Raw genomic sequence first — 21,072 nt, forward strand, 5'->3', positions numbered from 1 at the left:
CAACACGCCGAGTGTGCCCGGATCCTTGTTCGTTCCGTGTGACAGGCCCGCACCGAATCGGCTGCAGGTGCGGAAACAGCCAAGTTCCGCCGGGTGTCCACGATGTGACGGTCACGCAGGCCCACGGGCCGCCGCCCGTCTCAGGGGGATAACCGATTGCAGTAAGCATACGGTCGTGCGTATTTTTGACTGGGTCGGCTCGGGACCGATGAGCCGGCCCGTCCTGCCGCGAAAGGGATGCCTCACATGTCGAATGCCAGCCGCACACTGAGGGCGGAGGCCGGCGCGCAGCCGGGTCCGGGCGCAGGGGATGCGGTGCCTTGGGCCGCGCTGTCGACCGTCATGATCGGTATGTTCATGGCGATCCTGGACTCGTTCATCGTCGTCGTGGCCGGGCCGGCCATCCAGACCGACCTCAAGGTGACCGCGAGCCAGCTCCAATGGGTCCTCGCCGGCTACCAGTTGAGCTACGCCGTCTTACTGATCACCGGCGGCCGGCTCGCGGATCTGTACGGGCGCAAGCGCGTCTTCGTCATCGGAACGGCGGTCTTCACCCTCTCGTCCGTCGCCTGCGCCATGGCCGGCGGTCCGGGCATGCTCATCGGTGCCCGCATCGTCCAGGGCCTTGGCGCGGCCTTGATGGTTCCGCAGGTCTTCGCCGTCATCACTCTGACGGTCTCGGCGTCGAACCGGCACCGTGTCTTCGGTGTCCTCGGGGTCGTCCTCGGCATGGCATCGGTCAGCGGCCAGCTGATCGGTGGCCTCCTGATCGGCGCCAACCTCTTCGGCTCCGACTGGCGTTCGGTGTTCTGGGTGAACGTCCCCGTCGGCATCGTCACGATCCTGCTGGCCCTCAGGTACGTACCGGAGTCGCGGGCGGAGCGGACCCGCAAGCTCGACGTGCCCGGCGTTCTGGTCCTCAGCGCGGCCCTATTGCTGCTCACCTACCCGCTCATCCAGGGGCGGGACGCGGGATGGCCCTGGTGGACGTGGGCGTGCTTCGCGGGCAGCGCGGTGGCGTTCGCGCTGTTCGTCGTACTGGAGCGCACGGTCGACCGGCGCGGTGGTGAGCCGCTGATCAAGCTGTCGCTCTTCGCGCAGCGTTCGTTCTCGCTCGGCATCGTGCTCGTCCTCGCCGTGTACGCGCTGCTGTACTCGTACTACCTGGCGCTGTCCGTCTCGATGCAGGACGGACTGGGCATGTCGGCCCTCGGATCGGGGCTGGTCTATACGCCGGCGGCGGTGACCTTCTTCGTCTTCAGCCTGATCGCCGGACGGCTCGTCCCGACGTACGGCCGCCGCGTACTGGAGGCCGGGGCGGTCGTCCTCGCGGCCGGCTATCTGACGACCGCCGTGGTGCTGCTGTCCGGGCCGCGGCTGACGCCCCTGCTCATCATCCCGACCCTGATGCTGCAGAGCGTGGGGGGCGGGTTGCTGATCACCCCGCTGCTCAACACGGTCCTGGCGCGCATCGATCCGCGGTCCGCGGGCATGGCCTCGGGCTCGCTGTCCACCGCCCAGCAGGTCGGCGGTGCACTGGGCGTGGCGGTCGTCGGAGCGGTGTTCTTCCACTCCTTCCAGACAGGTGCCGCCTCGGGCGACAAGGTGCACGCGGCGGGACGCGCCTTCGCGTTGACGTCCCTGACGACCTTCGCCATCGCGGCGCTCGCGGCCCTGCTGGTGTTCCTGCTGCCGAAGGCGCCTGCGACAAAGGCGTGACGACGTACGGCAGATGACGATGTACGGCAGATGCCGGCGCCTCCGGGGAGCGAGCCCCGGGAGGCGCCGGCACCTTGTGCGCCCCGCACGGCCCGGCGCAAGGAGTGTTCAGGCCGCCTTCAGGAGGTCTTCCACGGTGCGGCGGACCTTGGCGATGACGTCTTCGTCTCCGAGGCGCAGAGCCGTGTTGGCCGCGCAGAGCACGGAGTCGATCTGAAAGACCGCGAGGTCGATGTCGAGCTCCGCGATCTCGTGGGAGGAGACGGCGTTCCGCAGTTGCTTTCCGATGGTGTCGAGCCATTCCTGCTGGTCGCGGACCAGGGCGTCGCGGACAGGTCCCGGCCTGCTGTCGAAACGGGCGATGTTCGCGACGCGGAAGCAACCGCCTTCGAACAGCGGGGTCTTGGCGTAGTCGAACCAGTGCTCGATCAAGGAGCGCAGCCGGTCGACTCCGGGGGCCGCTTCCCGCGCCGGGCGGACGACCGCGTCGATGAACATGTCGCGCGCGTAGTCGATGGTCGCGAGCTGGAGCACTTCCTTGGACCTGAAGAGGGTCTGGATGCCCGCCTTGCTCATGCCCGTGTCGGTCGCGAGACGGCCGAAGCTCACGTCGTCCAGCCCGTCGAGGGAGGCGATGTCGACGGCGCGCCGCAGTACGATCTCCCGCGCTCGCGCCCCTTTGAGCAGGCGCTTGTCAGTGATCGACACCGCGTCCGCCCGCGTGACGAAGGTTCGCGCCCCAGTGTCCATACGGTCGATCGTACCTCTTGTGGTACTTCGCGGGCTGCGGGCTCCGCCGAGCTGGGCGCCGACGACGAACGCGGTGTGGGGCGGTGCGGTGTACCGGCGTTCAGGGGGTGCGACGGGCCAGGGTGGCGGCCAGCGCTCTGACCATCTCGCTCGCCATGACGGCCTGCCCCGACGTGGAGAAGTGGATGCGATCCGCACTCAGCAGGTTCTCCCGGGAGTTGACGGGGTGATCCCACATGTCGACGACCACGGCGTCGTACTCGTCGGCGAGGGCGCGCGTGAGGTCGTTCAAGGTGAGCACGCGCTCCGTCCAGTCGGGGAAGACCGGCACGACGTAGGAACGCCCCAGGGTGAACACCGTGAGCTGCGCGCGCGTCTCAGCCGCCAGGTCGTACATCCTGCGCATGTCCTGCTCGATCTTCCCGAAGTCCGGTGAGCGGCGCAGGAGGTCGTTGGCGCCGCACGGGATGTGCAGCAGGTCCGGGGCGAAGTCCCGCATCTCGGGGATCTGGTGGTCGAGGGTGTCGACCGTCGTGGCGCCCGTCACCGCCGTGTTCAGGTAGGCCAGATCAGGTCTCACCTGCCGAAGGATGTGCGCGAGTCGGTCGGACCAGCCCTGGTCCCCGTAGCCGGCGCTCCTGTCTCCCGTCCCGGCGAAAAGGCTGTCCCCGATCACGGCGTAGCGCTGCCAGGGGGCATCGAACAGCATCGCCGCGGCGTCGACCGTGGCCAGGCAGAACGGGTCGGTCTCCTCGGTGAAGGGTGTCGAGGTCATGATTAAAGCATGCGGTCGGCCGTATGTACTGTCAACTCAACCGGCCCGGTCCGCGATGACGTGGCATCAGGCGCGTGGCCATCTCTGAGCACGCGGCCGCGCCGCATCCCATGGCGCCCCCGTCGCCCAGGGCGGACAGTGGGACCAGGGCGCTCAGGGCACCCAGGGCACCCAGGGCCCTCATGACTCTCACGACTCTCAGGGCTATCAGGGAAGCGAGATGATCATGGATCGTTATCCGCCCATCGCCGACCACGGCCTGGTCGGAGACCTGCAGACCGCTGCTCTGGTGTCGTCCCAGGGGGTCGTCGACTGGTTCGCGGCTCCCCGGTTCGACTCGCCCAGTGTCTTCGCCGCCCTGCTCGACCACGACCGGGGCGGGTACTTCCTGTTCGCGCCGGAAACCCGGAACACCATCTGCAAGCAGCTCTACTACCCGGACACCGCGGTCCTGGTCACGCGGTTCATGTCGCCGGACGGGGTCGGCGAGGTCTTCGACTGCATGCCACCGGACCGCACCGGCACCCCCACGGACAGGCACGTGCTGATACGGGGCGTGCGGGCGGTGCGCGGCACGGTGCGGTTCACTCTGGAGTGCCGTCCGCGCTTCGACTACGGCCGGGCCGCCCACCATCTCGACCTGCGGGACAGTACGACCGCGACGTTCCGGGCACCGGACGCCACCGCCTGCCTGCAGAGCACCTTCCCGCTGCAGCAGGACGGCAAGGACATGCGGGCCGAGGTGACCCTGGGGCCGGGTGAGGTGGCCGCAGCGGTGTTCACCGTCAGCGGGCCCGATGGCGACACCCCGCCGCCGGTCACCGCGGACTGGGCGATGGAGCAGTTCTGGGACGTGGTGGACTTCTGGCAGCGCTGGATACGCCACTCCCGGTACCGCGGCCGGTGGCCGGGGGTGGTGCATCGATCGGCCATCACACTGAAACTGCTCACCTACGCGCCCACGGGTGCCCCCGTCGCCGCCGCGACCATGGGCCTGCCCGAGCAGATCGGGGGTGAACGCAACTGGGACTACCGCTACACCTGGGTCCGCGACGGCTCCCTGTCCGTGCGCGCCCTGCTCGATCTCGGGTTCGCCGAGGAGGCGGCGCAGTTCACGCGCTGGATGGGCGAACGGCTCCAGGCCCGGGAGGGCGTCGACGGCGAGCCACTGCAGATCATGTACCGCGTCGACGGGGACCCCGAGCTGCCGGAAGAGGTTCTCTCGCACCTCGAGGGCTATCGGGGTTCCTATCCGGTGCGGGCGGGAAACGCGGCGGCCGATCAGCTGCAGCTGGACATCTACGGGGAGGCGCTCTACGGCTTGTCCGAGGCGCAAGAGGTCACCATGGGAGGCAGCTATCACGGCTGGAAGAACGTCGCGCGGACGCTGGACTGGCTGGCCGATTCCTGGGACCGCCCCGACGAGGGCGTCTGGGAGACCCGTGGCGGGCGCCAGGACTTCACCTTCAGCCGGGTGATGGCATGGGTGGCCTTCGACCGGGGGCTGCGCCTGGCGCGAGAGCAGAGCCGTCCCGCCGACGCTCCTCGGTGGACCGCGGCGCGCGACGCGATCCTCGAACAGGTGATGGAGCGGGGCTGGAACGAGAAGGACCAAGCCCTCGTCCAGCGCTACGGAAGCGATGTCCTCGACGCTTCGCTGCTGCTCATTCCGCGCGTCGGGTTCCTGGCGCCCAGGACGGAGAGCTGGCTGTCGACCTTGGACGCGATGGAGCGCACGCTGGTGTCGGACAGCCTCGTCTACCGCTACGACCCCGCGGCCTCCCCGGACGGCCTGCAGGGCTCCGAGGGCACCTTCAGCCTCTGCACCTTCCTCTATGTGGACGCCCTTGCCCGCGCCGGGCGGATTCGTCCGGCGCGCTACACGTTCGAGAAGATGCAGACCTACGCCAACCACGTCGGTCTGTTCGCCGAGGAGATCGGCCCCAGCGGCGAGCAGTTGGGCAACTTCCCGCAGGCCTTCACCCATCTCTCGCTGATCATGGCCGCCACCACCCTGGACGACGCCCTCGACAGGCAGCGCGACTGAGAGCCACGGTCCCGCTGGCCGTAGGTCACGCAGCGGCTCAGCCGCCCGTGGCGAAGCCGGGGAAGAGGGTCATGCCGCCATCCACGTAGAGGGTGGTGCCCACCACGTAGTCCATGAGGTCCGAGGCGAGCCCGACGGCCGCGTGGGCGATGTCCTCCGGATCGCCGACACGGCCGTAGGGAATCAACTGCAGCAGGTCCTTCTCGGCTTCGGCCGTGTCCCAGGCGTCGCGGTTGATGGGCGTCCTGATGGCTCCCGGAGCGATCGCGTTGACCCTGATCCTGTGGGGCGCGAGTTCCTGGGCGAGCGTCGCCATCATCATCTGCACGCCGCCCTTGGAGGCCGCGTAGTTGACGTGACCGGCCCACGGGATGATCTGGTGCACCGAGCTCATGCAGATGATCTTCCCGGCGGAACGCGACACCTCGGGGACGATCCCCCTTCGCAAGAACTCCTTCGTCGCTTCCCGCGCGCACAGGAACTGGCCGGTGAGGTTGACGTCCAGCACCTTCTGCCACTGAGCCGTCGTCATCTCGGTGCAGGAAGCGTCGCGCTGCAGCCCGGCGTTGGCCACGAGGATGTCGATGGTCCCGAACTCCCGCACCATCTGTTCGATCATCGCGGTGACCTGGTCCTCCTGGGACACATCGGCCTCGTACGCCATCGCGCGCACTCCGAACCCGGCGATCTCCTCGACCACCTGCTCGGCCTCCTCGCGCCCGGCGACATAGTTCACGACCACGTCGGCTCCGGCGCGCCCCAGGCCGATGGCCGTCGCCTTGCCGATGCCCGAGTTCGCGCCGGTGACGAGCGCCTTCTGGCCCTTCAGGAGTTGCGCGGGAATGACGCCCTGAGGGGCTCCCTGAGTCACGCTCACGCCGGTTCTCCTCATCGTGTGACTGCGGCTGACCGCCTCATGCCCTGACCGCCTCATGCGGGTCCGGTCGGCATCGGCCTCTGCCGACACCGAACCATCCGGGGACCCGGGTCACACGCCGGGCGCGGGCAGATTGCGCCGATCGGCAGAACGACAGAACGGCAGGGTGACCCGACGGCTCAGTACGACCGCGTGGTTTCGCGTGGGGTGGGGGCGGGGGACGGGGCCCGGAGGCTGCCGTACCGCTCCATGCGCTGCCAGCGCAGCCGGGAGCCCGACACGGCGGTGAACACGGACTGGATCACCACCAGGTACATCAGCTGCCGGTAGACGAACTGCTGCAGCGGCAGGCTCCACAGCGGGCCCGGGCGTTCCCCGTCCAGACGGAACGCGTACAGACCCATCAGGAATTGCAGCAGCAGGAACGCCAGCCACAGCCCGACGATCCGGACCGGGTCGAGGAAGAGCAGCCCGTACAGGGCGAAGACGTCCACGACGGGGGCGAGCAGGGGCAGCAGCACCTGGAAGAGGAGGAGGTAGACCAGGCCGCGGCGGCCCAGTTTGCCGGCGGGACCGCGCTGCGCCAGTGCGCCGCGGTGCTTCCACATCGCCTGCAGGGTGCCGTAGCACCAGCGGTACCGCTGCCGCCACAGAGCGCCCAGCGACGCGGGCGCCTCGGTCCAGGCGACCGCGTCCTCCTCGTAGACGACACGCCAGCCGGCGCGGCACAGCGCCATGGTGAGGTCGGTGTCCTCGGCGAGGGTGACGTCGCTGACGCCGCCGAGGTCCAGCAGCGCCCCGCGGCGGAACGCGCCGACCGCTCCGGGCACGGTCGGCATGCATTCGGCGAGGTCGAACAGGCGGCGGTCGAGGTTGAAGCCGACCACGTACTCGATGTGCTGCCAACGGCCCAGCAGGCCACCGCGGTTGACGACCTTGGCGTTGCCCGAGACGGCGCCCACGCGGGGGTCCGCGAAGGGCTGCACGATCGTGCGGACGGTGTCGGGTTCGAAGACGGTGTCGCCGTCGACCATGACCACCAGCTCACACGTGGCCGCGGCGAGTCCCGTGTTGAGCGCGGCGGGCTTGCCCGCGTTCCGCTGCCGGATCACCCGCACCCAGGGCAGGCGCAGCGCCTCCACGAGGTCGGCGGTGCCGTCGGTGGAACCGTCGTCCACCACGATGATCTCCACCGGGTGGTCCGAGGCGAGCAGGGAGCGCACCGCCGCCTCGATCCCGGCGCTCTCGTTGTACGCGGGGACGATGACACTGACCGGCTCGGTCACCGGCGGCCCCCAGGACCCGCCCCGGCGCTTCGACCGCAGCCGCCGGTGCCGGCGGGCCGCGACCAGCACGACCGCCGCGCGCAGCACGCTGATCACCCCGGCCGCGTACATCAGCACGCCCAGCAGCCGCACGACCCAGTCGCCGGCCCGCAGCACATTGATGAGGGCCAGGCCCTGGAGGTGGTCGCCGAAACCGGCGCGCTGGACGGGTCCGGCCATGCCGACCGCGGCGCCGATCGTCGCGAACCGGAAGCCCCGTGCCTTCAGCCGCGGGATCAGGGCGCCGAGCGCGGACACGGTCTGGGACCGGTCACCGCCGCCGTCGTGCATCAGCACGATCTGCCCGGCGTGACCGTGCGGTGTCGCGTTCGCGAGGATGCGGTCCGCCCCGGGCCGCTGCCAGTCCTCGGCGTCCTGGGTGGAGAGCACCGTGACATAGCCCGCCGTGTCCGCCTGCTTCAGGACGGACCAGTCGGCGTCGTCCAGGGCGTCGTTCTCCGAGGAGTACGGCGGCCTCAGCAGCGCGGTGGTGACGCCCGTGGCACCGGCCACCGCCAGCTGTGTCTCGCGCAGCTCCAGGGACCGCTGCCAGGGGGCGAGGCGGGCCAGGTCGGGGTGGGTGAAGGTGTGGATGCCGATCTGGTGTCCCTCGGCCACGATCCGGCGAACCAGCTCGGGGTGGTCCACGACCTCGGTCCCCACGACGAAGAAGGTCGCGTGCACATGGTTGCGGCGCAGCACGTCGAGGACGCGCGGCGTCCAGACGGGGTCGGGACCGTCGTCGAAGGTGAGGGCGACGGTGCGGGCCTTGACGTGGGCGGTGTGCGGGGAGGTGGCCGCGTTCGCGATCACCGGGCCGCCGTGCGCCACCCGGCCGGGCACCGTGTCGCTCCGGCCCCGGGCCCCGGTCACGTCGTCCGAGGTGATGCCGAACATGTGGTGGGTGTAGCCCTGCAGCAGGAGGGCGGTCGCCAGGGTCACCGTGAGCACGCTCAGCAGAAGCCAGTGGGTGCGGGGGGTGATCTGGCGGGTACGGCCGCGGCGGCCGGGAGCGGCTTTGCGGCGTCGGCGATCGGTCACGTCAGGGGCCTTGGATCAGATCACTTCACGGGCTTGTGGGACGAGCCGACGGCACGGCCCCTGGAGCCGGGGGCGGCGGTCGTGGTGGGCGCGGCCGTGGGCTGGGACGTGGCCGTGGGGGCGGGAGCGGTGGAGTCGGTCGTCGACCGGCCGGTGGGACTGCTGGAGGTGTTCCCTGCGGCGGTTCCGGAGCTCTTGTGCGGCGCGGTGGAGGTCGCGCTCCTTGCCGAGTGCCCGGTGCCGGACGGGGAGTCGGGTGCGGTCGCCCGGGGCGTGGCCGGATGCGTGGAGCCCGCCTGCGGGACGAACGGGGAGCTGATGCTGGGGCCGCCCAGCAGCGCGCTGATCAGCACGCCGACATAGCCCGCGGCGGGGATCACCAGCAGCCGGGCGGCGCGGAGCACGTGACGCTGGCGTCGCCCCGAGGAATCGACGAAGACGGGCCGCACGGACTCGCCCTCGGGTGCGTCCGGGTCCGGCACGAAGCCACCGGGTGTGTCGATCACCGGGAGTTGCGCGGTGAGGACGTCACCGTGTGCGGAGCCCCAGGGCGGCGGGGCCGTGTCGGTGATGGTGCCTCCGCCGTACCCACTGCCGACGCCTTCGCCGTACCCATGGCCGGCGCCGCCGCCGTACCCATGGCTGGCGGCATGGCCGTACTCGTGGCCGTAGGCGTAGCCGTGCGCGTGGCCGTACTCGTGGCCGTAGGCGTACGTGTACCCGACACCGCCGTACGGATCCTCGCCGTACGCGGCTCCGTGACGTGTTTCGTCCGTCCACTGCACGAGTCGTGTCCCCTTTGTCCCGGCCGACCGACACGGTCACCCGCATGGAAAGAGCGAACTCGGCCGGAAGTGTTACACCTGGGCCTCACGGGACGGACGAAATGGGAGGCATGGGATGAAATGGGCTCAGGCCGGCAGCCGCTTCACCACCGCGTCGCCGCACGCGGCCGTCCGCGCGTAGAACGCCCTCAGCTCCTGGTGCACCGCGGCGAACGCACCCCACGCCTCGGGCTCCGCGGTCACGCCGCCGTAGCGCGGCAGCACTTCGTCGCGGGCGAAGAACCACAACGCGTCGAAGTCGGCCTTGGCCAGGAACCCGGCCACCCGGCGGGCCTGGGCGGCCGTCAGCACCAGGAGACGCGGCCTGTGCCGGTCGGGGCGGAACACCGGCCGGCCACCGAGCACGACCTGGGCCTGGGGCCGGTCCTCGGCACCGTCCGGGAGGGCGCCGAGGTAGATGCGCTCCTGGTCCAGACAGCGCTCGTCCAGCACCTCCTCACGGCGCCGGCGGCCCCGGCGCGGGGCAGCCTCCATACCGTCCTCGAACTGTCGTTCCAGCCAGGTCGCGCTGTTGCGCAGCGCCGGGGCAGGCACCGCGCGCATACGGAGGTACGCACTCATGCCAGGAGGAGCGCACGGCGGCACCGAAGCATCACGCGGCGGTAACGGGCTGCTGCTCGCAGGGGTGGGCTCCTGGCGCACCGTCCCGCCCCGTCCCCGCCCCGTCCCCGCTCCGTGCCGCTCACGGGGGGAGTGGGCGGCGGCACGGAGGGGGTTCCGGCGGTACCGGTGTCCGGTGGGCGCTCGCTCGCGCCCACGCGGTACCGATCCGACACTCGGCCAGCGCACGACCGGCGCGAGACGTCACCCCGCCCGGGTGGCGCGCCTTCGGCGACGAGGACGCCACTGAGGCGTTGTGACACTTCCGTGCGCGCGGACGCTGTCCCCCATGGGGCCGTCGACGCGACCGGAGCGCGGCGGACGACACGAACTCACTGTGAACCCCGGTGCGAACGAGGACAGTCTTGGGCCAGGTACGGCAACCCCGGCGTGCACAGGCGTACGACGGGGAACTGGGCGCTGCGGTCGCGCGGGCCCAGGAGGGCGACGAGGCCGCCTTCGCGGTGGCCTACCGGATCGTGCAGCCGGGTCTGCTCGGCTATCTGCACGGCCTGGTCGGCGACGACGCGGAGGACGTGGCGTCAGACGCCTGGCTGGAGATAGCCCGCGACCTCGGTCGTTTCCGGGGGGACGGCGCCGGGTTCCGCGGCTGGACCGCGACCATCGCCCGGCACCGGGCTCTGGACCATCTGCGCCGCCGGCGCGTACGGCCCCAGGCCGGCGGGACCGAACAGGACCTGCTGCACCTGCCCGGACCGCACGACACCCATGACCAGGCCCTGGAGTCCCTCTCCACCGAGCAGGCGCTGGCACTGGTCCGCGAGCTGCCCCGGGACCAGGCCGAGGCCGTGCTCCTGCGGGTCGTCGTGGGCCTGGACGGTCCCGCCGCCGCACGCGTCCTCGGCAAGCGCCCGGGAGCGGTCCGCACGGCCGCCCACCGGGGCCTGAAACGCCTCGCCCGCCAGCTGGGCGTCGGCGGTCAGGCGGACGGGGGTGTGACGGATGAGGCTTCCCGAACGCTGGGGCAGTCGAATTGAACGACGAGGGCACCAGTGGACGGCAGGAAGGCGCCAGGCACGGCACCTCGAACAGAACAAGACGGTCGGACAGGAACGGAAACGGACATGGGTGAACGGCTGAGCGGCGACGGGGTGCCAGTCCGTCACCGGCATGCGCACCCTGGCGACACCGGGTCCGACCCGTGGGACGCACAGGACTCCGCCGTGCTGGAGACGGCGCTGGCCGCCGTCCTGTGCGCGGACCATCTCGACCCCGAGGCCGAACAGCGGGCTCTGGCCGCCTTCCGGTCCGCGGGCCACGGCGTGGGCGCGCGCCGGCCGCGTACCCGGCGCCGGGACGACTGGCGGCTGCCCGAGGAACGGCGGGTCCGACACCGGGCGCGGCTGACGTTCGGCGTGGTGTTCGCCAGCCTCACCCTGGGTGGTGTCGCGGTCGCGGCCATCGGTTCCGGGGGTTCGTCCAGTGAAGATGCCGGCACCGGCCGGGGCGCCGGACACCCCTCGGCGGTCGCCCCGGAGCAGCCGGGCGCCACGGCCTCGTCGGCGTCCTCCGGCGGCCCCGCACCGACGGACCGACCCTCCTCCGCCCAGGACACCGAGGCCCACTGCCGCGCCTACGAGCAGGTCGAGAAGCACGGCAAGGCACTCGACGCGACGGCCTGGCAGCGGCTCGTCGCGGCCGCCGGCGGAACGGACAAGGTCGCCGCGTACTGCTCCGAGCAGCTGGCGCGGGCGACGGCCACGCCGACCGGGCCGAACGGCACGGGCAAACCCGGCCAGGGCGCCGCGGACGCCGGAAACGGCACAGCGGGGAACACCGGCGGCTCCGGCACCGGCACGTCCCGCACCGGCGCGTCCGGCGACAACCACGGCGGCACGGGCAGCACAGCCGGGAACGACCGGACCAGCGGCGGGCAGGGCGGGCAGGACGGCGGGAAGCACCCGTAGCCCCCGCCCCGTGACCCGAACCGTCGACGAACGGGGGTGCGAACAGGCCCCTCAGCGGCAGCCCAAGGAGCTGGGCGGGGACGGCGAGGGCGCGAACCCCGAGCAGCACTTCGCGATCGGGTACGCCGCCTGCTTCGGTACGACGCTCGCCCTGGTCGGCCGGCAGGGCGCGCTCACGGCGGACGACGCGGAGATCGACTCGTCGGTCTCACTGATCCCTGCCGACGGCGGGCGCCCTCGCCTTGAGAGCGCCCGTTCCGCCCGCGGGAGTCAGGCCGACGCCCTGGCCGCCGAGCCCGCGTGAACCGACCTGCTCACGACGCGGCGGGGGCGGGTCGGCAGGAGGATGGGGTTGGCGACGCCCCAGGCCGCGCCCTTGCAGACCAGTTCCTTGTAGACGGCGGCGAGACGTCCGGTCAGGGCCGCCCGGACGGCGCGGTCGTCGGCGGTGACGTACTGGATCAGGCCTTCCTTGCGGCCGAGCGAGACGCACTGGTTGAAGTAGCGGAGCGGGACGCTGGGGAGCTTGCCGCCGGTCAGGCGGGCGGCGACGGCGTCGGCGGCCTGCCAGGCGGTGGGCACGCCCGAGGCGCAGGACATGCGCAGCGGCTTGTCGTTCGGGCCCGTCACCATGGCCGCGTCGCCGATGGCGTACACGTCCGGGTGCGAGACCGAGCGCATGGTCCGGTCGACCACGATCCGGCCGGTGTCGGTGGCCTCCAGGGTGGTGGCCTTCGCGATCGGGTGGACGGCGAAGCCGGTGGTCCACACGGTGACCGCGGCGGGAATCGTCCCGCCTTCGGCGGTGGTGACGCGTTCGGCGTCCACGCCCGTCACGGCCGCGTGTTCGTGGACGGTGATGCCGAGCTTGTCGAAGACCTTGCGCAGATGCCGGCGGCCCTTGGGCGAGAGCCAGTCGCCGAGGCCGCCGCGGGCGGCGAGGGCGACGTCGAGGTCCGGGCGGGCCTCGGCGATCTCGGTCGCGGCCTCCACGCCGGTGAGGCCGCCGCCGACCACGACCACGGGCTGTCCGGCCGCCAGGCCGGCGAGTCGCTCGCGCAGCCGGAGCGCTCCGGGACGACTGGCGATCTCGTGGGCGTGTTCGGCGGTGCCGGGGACGCCCTGGTCGTTCCAGCCGCTGCCGAGGGCGTAGACGAGGGTGTCGTACGCCAGCTCCTCGGTGCCGTCCGCGTCGGTGACGGTGACGGTCTTGCGGTCGGCGTCCACGCCGGTGACCTCCGCGAGCCTCAGTTCGACGCCGGTGCCCGCGAACATCTCGCTGAAGGGCCGGGGCTTGAGGTCCTGGCCGACCGCGAGCTGGTGCATGCGGACGCGCTCGACGAAGTCGGGCTCGGCGTTGACGAGGGTGATGGCGACGTCGTCACGGTGCAGCCGCCTGGCGAGGCGGCCGGCCGCGATGGCTCCGGTGTATCCGGCTCCGAGGACGATGATCCGGTGCTGCATTTCCATGCTCCTGTCTCGAGCGGGTCGCACCTTGAACCGGGCGGCCCACCGATTCCTGACAGCAGCGCGGTGTGAAGCACGTCACAGTTCGTCACCGGTCGGGAGGAGTGGGAAGGAGGGGGCGGAAGGCAGGCGGTCAGAAGACCTGGAGCAGGGGGTCGCCGTGATCGGTGGCCGCCCAATGCCTGGTCGCTCGTTCGAGCTTGTCGGGGTTGACCTGGTTGCGGAACGCGGCGATGCCGTCGGCGGTGACCTCCAGGCAGATGACGCCGACGACCCGGCCGTCCACGACCGCAATCACGGCGGGGCCGCCGTTGGCGGTCGTGGCGTAGATCTCGGGCGAGCCGCCGACGTAGGCCTGCTTGGCCTTGCTGGGCTTGAACAGGCCCCGCATGAACTTCGCGACCGCGAGGGCGCCTTCGAACGCCTTGGCGCGGGCCGGGATCTTCCCGCCGCCGTCGCCGATGGCGATCGCGTCCTGGGTGAGCAGCCGGACGAGCGGCTCGGTCCGGCCGCTGGTGGCGGCCGCGAGGAACTCGTCGACGATCCGCCGGGCGGCGGCCTCGTCGATCTCGGTGCGGGCCGTGCCGTCCGCGACGTGCTTCTTGGCGCGGTGGAAGATCTGCTGGCTGGCGGCCTCGGTGATGTCGAGGATCTCGGCGATCTCCCGGTGCGCGTAGGCGAAGGCCTCCCGCAGCACGTACACCGCCCGCTCGTTCGGGGAGAGGCGCTCCAGCAGGACGAGGACCGCGTACGACACCGATTCGCGCTGTTCGGCGGTGTCGGCGGGGCCCAGCATCGGGTCCCCGGCGAGCAGCGGCTCGGGGAGCCACTGGCCCACGTACGTCTCGCGGCGGGCGCGGGCCGAGGTGAGCTGGTTGAGGCACAGGTTGGTGAGCACCTTCGTCAGCCAGGCCTCGGGGACCTCGACGCGGTCGACGTCGGCGGCCTGCCAGCGCAGGAACGTCTCCTGCACGGCGTCCTCGGCCTCGGTCGCGGAGCCGAGCAGGCGGTAGGCGATGGCCTCCAGGCGGGGCCTGGAGGCCTCGAACCGGTCCACGTCGTTCATGGTCAGGGCCATGAGCGGGATCCTAGTGGCCTCGCGGCGCACGCGGGCCGGCGCGTCCCGGTGCCTCTGAGTCCGTCTCAGCGGCCGTCTCAGCGACCGTATGCCGGGGCCGTGCCCCGCCGGGGTCGGCCCGGGTCAGCCGAGTTGGAAGGTCGCCTCGACCGGGTAGTGGTCGCTGGGGGCGTTGGTGTCGGTCTGGCCGGGGGTCCAGCCGGGCTGGGGGTCGAAGTCGACCTTGACCGGGGAGACCGCGGCCGGGGCCGGACGGCCCGGGGCGTTCAGGTAGCCGATGTAGTCGAGGTCGTCGCGGTAGTCCTTCGGGAAGGACTCGACGCCGGACATGTACTGGCACCAGGCGGCGACCGCGCAGTCCATGGTCCGCAGGGTCTGGCCGGGTTCGGTGGCGGGGGTGCCGAGGACGCCGCCCGCCGCGGCCTGGGCGTTGGCGTAGTCGCCGCGCGACTGGCCGCCGTAGTACTCCACGTTCATGTCGCCGCCGATCAGCACCGGCCCGCTCGAACCGGCGATGCCGTCCACCCAGCCACGGATCTCCCGGAGCTGGGCGAGCCGGGTGGACTGCGTGGTGTCGGTGGAGGTGCCGGACTCGTCGGCCTGCAGGTGGGTGCCGACGACCCAGGTCTTCACCCCGCCCTTGTCGATCTGCGCCAGCGCCGCGCCCTTGTTGGCGTGGTAGTCCCAGGTGCCGTAGGTGGAGTTGCTGAAGATGTGGGCGTACTGGGCGGTGATCGGGTACTTGGACAGGATCATCGTGCCGCCGTTGATGACGAACCAGGAGTTGGAACAGTCACCGCTGATGCCCGTCCAGCCGCCGCCGGAGCAGCTCTGGCCGACCACGGGCGTGTGGTACGGGTAGAGGTCGGCGAGCTTGCTGACGATGTCGGCGGTCGAGGTGTTGTTGAAGTCCTCGTCCAGCACCACCACGTCCGCGCTGTGCTTGCGGACGATCGACTCGATGACCGGGGTGCGCTGGGCGGCCCTCTCGTTCTGGGTGCTGTCGACGATCGGGGTGCCGAGATCGACGTTCCAGGCGAACACCGAGAGGTCGGCGGCGGAGGCCGCGCTCGCGGCGGGGACCGCGGGGGCCGCGGTCGCGGCGGGTGCCGGGTGGGTGGCGACGCCGAGGAGCAGTGCCGCCGTGGCGGAGGTGAGGGTGGCGGCGGTACGACGCGAGACCATGCGCTCTCCTGGTGGAAGTGGGGCCCTCCCGGCCCGTGCCTGACGGGCTGGGCGCGTTCATGACAGGCGGACACTAGGCGCGCTTCCGTACGGCCGCAAGAACGCCGAACGATCGGTCTGTGGAGAAAAGGTGTATGGACAAGTTCGGCCCGGCCGGAGCGAATCCAGCCGGGCCGACGCACTTGACCGACCGCCGCCTGTGCACAGAGCGCCAGAGCGTTGGGGCGCGGTCTCCTCGCCCGTCAGTGGGCGCTGATCGCCAGTTCGTAGTCCCCGATGAGGTCACCGAGCAGGGTGCCGGCGGCGAGGTCGCTGGGGACGTGGATCAGGGGGCCCGGGTGTCCCGGTCGTCGGCGGCGGGAGAGGCTGCAGGAGAGGGCGGGGACGGGGACCCAGGCAGGGGCGCGGACGAGGACTCGGGCGGGGACTCGGGCAGGGCTGCCCGTTCGGTGCGGCGGTGGAGCAGGTGGCGTACGACCAGGGCGGCGACGGCCACGCCCAGCGCGGCGAGCACGTACAGCTCGTACCGCTGCACGACCGGGTACAGGGTGCCGATGTGGTCTCCGGCGAGGTCGCCGAGGGTGACCCAGGTGCCCACCCACAGCGCGGCGCCCAGCACGTTGAAGGCGAGGAACCGCGGCCAGGGCATCCTGCTCAGCCCGGCGATGATGCCGTTGGCCTGGCGCAGCCCCTCGACGAAGCGGGCGACGGTGACGACCTTGCCGCCCTGGCGGGTGAAGAACGCCTCGGCCTTGGCGACCCGCGCCGGGGTGAGCAGTACGTAACGGCCGCACCGCGTCACGAGGCGGCGGCCGCCGTAACGGCCGATGGCGTAGCCGAGGTTGTCGCCGCAGACGGCGGCCACGAAGGCGATCACGGCGACCGCGACGACGTTCAGCTGCCCCGCTCCCGCGTACACGGAGGCCGCGATCAGCACCGTCTCCCCGGGGACCGGCACGCCGAAGTCCTCCAGGAAGAGCAGTCCGCCGACCGCCGCGTAGCCCCAGTGGTCGAGGAGCGGGGCGAGGTCGGCGAACACGCCGGGCAAGGGGGGAGTTGCGGTCATCGCGGCATCGCCTCTGAAGCCGAGGTTACGGGACCACGGGGCGGGCGGCGCGGCGGCGGACCCGTGAGTGCGATGCGCCTCCGGGAGGCATGCGAGGAGGCACGCGCCCCTCGGGAACAGCGGTCAGGTCAGGGTCGGCCGCCCGTCGTGAACCGGCGGCGGGCGAAGGTGAGGGCCGGGGGCAGGGCGAGGAGGAGGGCGAGGACGGCGTAGCCGTGCGTGAGGGTGGTCAGGGAGGCGACCACGGCGACCAGCAGCGGGCCGCCCGCGTCGCCGAGTTCGCGGCCGAGTTCGGCGGCGCCCATGGTCTGCCCCAGGCGTTCGGCCGGAGTGCTCGCGGCCAGGGCGGCGAAGCCCAGCGGGGTGATCAGTCCGGTGCCGGCGCCGATCAGGGCGGCTCCTGTGAGCACACCGGTCAGCCCCGGCAGCATGGCGCAGCCCAGGCCCGCGGCGGCGAGCAGCAGACCGGCCGCGATGCCGCCGCGGGTGGTGAGGCGCCCGTCGTCCAGGGCGCGCCCCGCCCTCGGCTGTACGACGGCCGCGCAGGCGGCGAGCACCGACACCGCGGCACCGGTGGCGACCGGGCTCAGCCCTGCGGCCCGGCCCGAGACCGGCAGGAAGCCCACCCCGACCGACAGGGCCGCCGTAGCCGCCGCCAGCGCGGCGGTCGGGGCGAGGAAGGCCGGGTCCGCCAGGCGGCGGGCCAGATCCAGCACCGTCTGCCGGGACCTGGACAGCGGCGGTACGACGGGCACGGCGAGCGCGGCCCAGACGGCGACCGCCGCGCCGAGCACCGCGAGCACGACGAACAGCAGCCGCAGGCCGCCGGCCCACACCAGCACCCCGCCCAGCAGCGGGCCGAGGGTGTAGCCGATGGACTTGTAGAAGCCGTAATTGCCGTACGCGCGTCCGTGTTTGGCGGCCGGGTTGAGCCGGGCCACCAGCGCGGACGCCGACGGGGAGAAGGCGGAGGCGGCCGCGCCCTGACCGAAGCGGGCGGCCCACAGCCAGCCGGGGCTGTCCGCTACGACGTACAGCCCCGAGGCCACGGCGAAGGCGACGAGCCCGCCGAGGAGCACCGGGCGGGCGCCGACACGGTCCGCGAGGGCGCCGAAGAGCGGCTTGAGGAGCACCTCCGCGCCGTCGTACAGGGCGAGCAGCCCGCCCAGCACCAGCAGCGAGGTGACCGCGCCCGTGGCATGCCCGCCGAGGTTGGCGGCGATGCCGTGCGCGCCGAAGGCGGTGGTGAACCCGGCCGCGTACAACGGCCACATCTGCCGGGCGGGAGCGGCCGGAGCGCCCTGGGCGGTCGCCCCCGTGCTCACTGCCCACCCTCCGGGATGCTCACTGCTCGCCCTCCGGGGTGCTCACCGCTCGTCACGGCGCGGAATGTAGCAGCCGTCACATCTGTTCGAGAACGTCCCGATGGACGCCGAGGCAGGACAGGCGACGGTCGACAGTCCGTCAGGCGTTCTTCCCCGTGAGGAACCGCTTGTCGAGCGCGATGTTAAGCAGCGGTCCGGAACAGCGGCCCGCTGCGGGCGACTGCGAACTCCAGGTAGTCCGCGGGTGCTTCCCTCACCTTGTGTCCCTTCATGGTCGGACGTCACCTCTTATACGCGGTGAGGGTGCTGCCGCGTTACGCCCGACCGCGTGCGGGGACGTGATCGGCATCGATTACGCTGCGCGTCCGGTGACCGGAGGGAAGCGATGTTCGGCAAGCGAGCGATAGTGGCCGCGGTGACTGCGGTACTGATAGCCGGACTCGGCGCCTGCTCCGGCGGGGGCGGCGACGACGTCGGCGGCGAGTGGTCCGCGACCGGTGCGGGGTCGGCCGGCGGGGATGCCGCGCAGAACTCGCCGGCCCCGGACACCGTCTTCGGGCTGCGGGACACCGTCCGCCACGTCTCCGCCCGGACCACCAAGGCCACCCGGCCCCACCTGGTGTCGAAGTGCACGACCGCGTCCCGCCGGGTCAGGCACACCTCGCGCACCGGATCGGGCAAGCGGCGCACCACCCGTGTCTGGTACACCACCGAGCAGTACCGGACCTGCAAGAAGGTGCGCCAGGGGACCGAGACGTACACGAAGGTGCTCCGCCGGGAACGCTGGTGCGTACGGCTGGACGACGTCGGCGGGCACGCCTCCCAGGACGACGTCTGGTACCGGGTCGCCCAGCCGGCCTACACCGAGGCCCTCGGCGCCGACGACCACGCCCGCCTGGAGTTCACCCCGCAGGGCACCGGCTGCTGACACCCAGGAGCGTGTCCCAGTCCTGGCCCGCGGCCCAGTCGGCGAAGGTGTGCCAGCCGACCTCGGGGTGGTCGCGGCGCAGGCCGGCGACGTCGACGGCGAGGCCGTGGGTGGTGAAGTAGGCGAACATGGCGGCCAGGTCGGTGGACCAGGCCCGCACCTGGGCGAGCGGCACCTCCTGGTGGGCGACCGGGCGGCCGAGGGCCGTCGTGAGGATCTCCGCCATCTCCCCGGGGGTGCGCTCGTCGGAGGCGATGTCGATGCGCTGCCCGGCGAACGCCTCGCGGCGCTGGAGCGCCAGCGCGGCGAAGGCGCCGATGTCGACGGCGGGGATGAGCGTGAGCGGCAGGGCGGCGGGCATCGGCCAGCCGAACGTGCCCTCGCGCAGCCCGTCCAGCGTCCAGCCGGTCGCGTAGTTGTCCATGAACGCGGCCGGGGCGATCACCGTCCAGGGCAGGCCGGCCGCGCGCAGGTGCCGTTCGACGAGGCGCTTGCTCTCGTAGTGCGGGATGCCGGTGTCGCGGTCCGCGTGCGCGGCGGAGGTGAACACGACGTGCCCGATCCGGGCGGCCACCGCCGAGTCGACCAGGGTCATGCCCTGCCGGGTCTCTGCCTCGGTGCTGGTGCCGAACGGCGTGGTCACCGCGAACAGGGAGTCCGCGCCGGCCAGGGCGGCTTCGAGGGACGCGCGGTCGTCGAGATCGGCTCGGCACACCTCCGCCCCGAGGCCGCGCAGGGCGTGGGCGGCCGGTGAGCCGGGGCGCCGCGTGAGGGCACGTACCCGGTGACCGGCGGCGAGCAGGGCACGGGCGGTGGCCCCGCCCTGCGCTCCGGTGGCTCCGGTGACGGCGATGGTGAGCATGGATTCCTCCAGGAAAGCGAAAGTCTCATATAGCTGCGTGACGCAGTTGATGCGTTGCACAGCAGCTTAGCGGGGAAAGCTGCGTCGCGCAGCGAATTCCCACCGGGGAGGAATCCGCCCCCGCTCCTTACGGACCGGTGACGCACCGCCCGTCGCGCCCTGCCCCGGGCCCGTCCCGGACCTAGCGTGGCGGTATGCGTGTACTGGTCACCGGCGGTGCCGGCTTCATCGGGTCCCATGTCGTCGACGCGCTGCGGGCGCGCGGCCACGAAGCGGTGGTGTACGACGTCCGGGACGACCCCCGGGCCGACGTCCGCGACCCGGAGGCCGTCGCCCGCGCCCTGTCCGGCATGGACGCCGTATGCCACCAGGCGGCCCTGGTGGGCCTGGGCGACGGCGTCGCGGACGCGGCCGAGTACGTCTCCCGCAACGACCTCGGCACCGCCGTCCTGCTCTCCGCGATGGCCGAGGCGGGCGTACCGCGGCTGGTGCTGGCCGGGTCGATGGTGGTGTACGGCGAGGGGCGCTACGAGTGCCCCGCGCACGGCGTCGTACGCCCCGGCCCGCGCGCCGAGGCCGACCTGGCGGCGGGCCGCTTCGACCCGACGTGCCCGCGCTGCGGCGCGGAGCTGGCCCCCGGCCTGGTCACCGAGGACGCCCCGACCGATCCGCGCAACGTGTACGCCGCCACCAAGCTCGCCCAGGAACACCTCTCCGCCGCCTGGGCCCGCGCCGCGAACGGCACGGCGGTCTCCCTGCGCTACCACAACGTGTACGGCCCCCGGATGCCCCGGAACACCCCGTACGCGGGTGTCGCCTCCTTCTTCCGCTCGGCCCTCGAACGCGGCGAGCCCCCGCGTGTCTTCGAGGACGGCCGCCAGCGCCGGGACTTCGTGCACGTCCGGGACGTGGCCGCCGCCAACGTCACCGCGCTGGAGGCCGAGCCGCGCCCGGGCACCCTCACCGCCTACAACACCGGCAGCGGCGACCCGCACACCGTCGCCGACCTGGCCCACGCCCTCGCCGCCGCGCACGGCGGCCCCGAGCCGGTGATCACCGGCGAGTACCGGCTGGGCGACGTCCGCCACATCACCGCGGACTCCTCCCGCCTGCGCGCGGAACTGGGCTGGAAACCGGAGATCGGCTTCGCCGAAGGCATGCGGGAGTTCGCGCGGGCCCGGTGAGCGGCCGGCCGGGGTGCGTCACGTCGACGTCCACAACCTGTGGACGGGCGGTCCGGGTCGCCGGCCGGTC

General features: G+C 72.1%; 18 protein-coding genes and 1 pseudogene. 7 read left to right on the forward strand and 12 right to left on the reverse strand.

Annotated elements, in window-relative coordinates:
- Positions 1–246: 246 nt before the first annotated feature.
- Positions 247–1,719, forward strand: coding sequence for an MFS transporter (locus ABZ865_RS16930; RefSeq protein WP_361230509.1), 1,473 nt, complete (start codon positions 247–249; stop codon positions 1,717–1,719).
- A 108-nt stretch (positions 1,720–1,827) separates the two neighbouring features.
- Here ABZ865_RS16930 and ABZ865_RS16935 read toward each other — a convergent pair whose 3' ends face one another.
- Positions 1,828–2,469, reverse strand: a complete 642-nt coding sequence (locus ABZ865_RS16935; RefSeq protein ID WP_361230512.1) for a TetR/AcrR family transcriptional regulator — start codon at positions 2,467–2,469, stop codon at positions 1,828–1,830.
- A 100-nt stretch (positions 2,470–2,569) separates the two neighbouring features.
- Positions 2,570–3,244 (reverse strand): SGNH/GDSL hydrolase family protein, encoded by a 675-nt coding sequence (locus tag ABZ865_RS16940; RefSeq protein ID WP_361230515.1) that lies wholly within the window; start codon positions 3,242–3,244, stop codon positions 2,570–2,572.
- A 226-nt stretch (positions 3,245–3,470) separates the two neighbouring features.
- Between ABZ865_RS16940 and ABZ865_RS16945 the strand changes: the two genes are divergently transcribed.
- Positions 3,471–5,291, forward strand: a complete 1,821-nt coding sequence (locus ABZ865_RS16945; protein ID WP_361231193.1) for a glycoside hydrolase family 15 protein — start codon at positions 3,471–3,473, stop codon at positions 5,289–5,291.
- Between the two features lie 37 nt (positions 5,292–5,328).
- Here the strand turns inward: ABZ865_RS16945 and ABZ865_RS16950 are convergent, their stop codons facing one another.
- The 4 genes from ABZ865_RS16950 to ABZ865_RS16965 form a co-directional block, all read right to left on the reverse strand.
- Entirely contained in the window at positions 5,329–6,168 is an 840-nt protein-coding gene (locus ABZ865_RS16950) for an SDR family oxidoreductase (RefSeq protein ID WP_361230517.1), read from the reverse strand.
- 179 nt (positions 6,169–6,347) lie between these two features.
- Complete coding sequence (locus tag ABZ865_RS16955; protein ID WP_361230520.1) at positions 6,348–8,534, reverse strand: bifunctional polysaccharide deacetylase/glycosyltransferase family 2 protein; 2,187 nt, start codon at positions 8,532–8,534, stop codon at positions 6,348–6,350.
- Between the two features lie 20 nt (positions 8,535–8,554).
- The gene (locus ABZ865_RS16960) at positions 8,555–9,319 is read right to left on the reverse strand and encodes a hypothetical protein (RefSeq protein WP_361230523.1); all 765 of its coding nucleotides are present in this window, start codon (positions 9,317–9,319) and stop codon (positions 8,555–8,557) included.
- Positions 9,320–9,445: 126 nt separating this feature from the next.
- Positions 9,446–9,940 (reverse strand): DUF1877 family protein, encoded by a 495-nt coding sequence (locus tag ABZ865_RS16965; protein ID WP_361230526.1) that lies wholly within the window; start codon positions 9,938–9,940, stop codon positions 9,446–9,448.
- Positions 9,941–10,344: 404 nt separating this feature from the next.
- Here ABZ865_RS16965 and ABZ865_RS16970 point away from each other — a divergent pair, with 404 nt between their 5' ends.
- The 3 genes and pseudogenes from ABZ865_RS16970 to ABZ865_RS16980 all read left to right on the forward strand — a co-directional run.
- On the forward strand, positions 10,345–10,977 hold the full coding sequence (locus ABZ865_RS16970) for an RNA polymerase sigma factor (RefSeq protein WP_361230528.1): 633 nt from the start codon (positions 10,345–10,347) through the stop codon (positions 10,975–10,977).
- An 87-nt stretch (positions 10,978–11,064) separates the two neighbouring features.
- Positions 11,065–11,907 (forward strand): hypothetical protein, encoded by an 843-nt coding sequence (locus ABZ865_RS16975; protein WP_361230531.1) that lies wholly within the window; start codon positions 11,065–11,067, stop codon positions 11,905–11,907.
- 61 nt (positions 11,908–11,968) lie between these two features.
- Positions 11,969–12,073, forward strand: a pseudogene (locus ABZ865_RS16980) (Ohr subfamily peroxiredoxin); the annotation flags it as partial.
- Between the two features lie 104 nt (positions 12,074–12,177).
- On the opposite strand, the gene ABZ865_RS16985 reads toward ABZ865_RS16980, so the two are convergent.
- From ABZ865_RS16985 to ABZ865_RS17005, 5 genes are all read right to left on the reverse strand, one after another.
- The gene (locus tag ABZ865_RS16985; protein ID WP_361230534.1) at positions 12,178–13,371 is read right to left on the reverse strand and encodes an FAD-dependent oxidoreductase; all 1,194 of its coding nucleotides are present in this window, start codon (positions 13,369–13,371) and stop codon (positions 12,178–12,180) included.
- Positions 13,372–13,507: 136 nt separating this feature from the next.
- The gene (sigJ, locus tag ABZ865_RS16990) at positions 13,508–14,452 is read right to left on the reverse strand and encodes an RNA polymerase sigma factor SigJ (protein WP_361230537.1); all 945 of its coding nucleotides are present in this window, start codon (positions 14,450–14,452) and stop codon (positions 13,508–13,510) included.
- A gap of 123 nt (positions 14,453–14,575) precedes the next feature.
- The gene (locus ABZ865_RS16995; protein WP_361230540.1) at positions 14,576–15,637 is read right to left on the reverse strand and encodes a sphingomyelin phosphodiesterase; all 1,062 of its coding nucleotides are present in this window, start codon (positions 15,635–15,637) and stop codon (positions 14,576–14,578) included.
- A gap of 325 nt (positions 15,638–15,962) precedes the next feature.
- Positions 15,963–16,703, reverse strand: a complete 741-nt coding sequence (locus ABZ865_RS17000) for a DedA family protein (protein WP_361230543.1) — start codon at positions 16,701–16,703, stop codon at positions 15,963–15,965.
- A 128-nt stretch (positions 16,704–16,831) separates the two neighbouring features.
- Positions 16,832–17,977: an MFS transporter gene (locus ABZ865_RS17005; protein ID WP_361231195.1), complete on the reverse strand. Its 1,146-nt coding sequence runs from the start codon at positions 17,975–17,977 to the stop codon at positions 16,832–16,834.
- Between the two features lie 466 nt (positions 17,978–18,443).
- Between ABZ865_RS17005 and ABZ865_RS17010 the strand changes: the two genes are divergently transcribed.
- Positions 18,444–18,956: a hypothetical protein gene (locus ABZ865_RS17010; RefSeq protein WP_361230546.1), complete on the forward strand. Its 513-nt coding sequence runs from the start codon at positions 18,444–18,446 to the stop codon at positions 18,954–18,956.
- Here the strand turns inward: ABZ865_RS17010 and ABZ865_RS17015 are convergent.
- A complete protein-coding gene (locus tag ABZ865_RS17015; protein WP_361230548.1) occupies positions 18,931–19,818 on the reverse strand; it encodes an NmrA/HSCARG family protein in 888 nt (295 codons plus the stop codon). The two genes, ABZ865_RS17010 and ABZ865_RS17015, sit on opposite strands and share 26 nt — an antisense overlap.
- Before the next feature lie 194 nt (positions 19,819–20,012).
- Here ABZ865_RS17015 and ABZ865_RS17020 point away from each other — a divergent pair, with 194 nt between their 5' ends.
- Positions 20,013–21,002, forward strand: coding sequence for an NAD-dependent epimerase/dehydratase family protein (locus ABZ865_RS17020; protein WP_361230551.1), 990 nt, complete (start codon positions 20,013–20,015; stop codon positions 21,000–21,002).
- Positions 21,003–21,072 lie beyond the last annotated feature (70 nt).

The sequence above is a fragment of the Streptomyces sp. NPDC047085 genome (assembly GCF_040643735.1).
Taxonomy (GTDB): domain Bacteria; phylum Actinomycetota; class Actinomycetes; order Streptomycetales; family Streptomycetaceae; genus Streptomyces.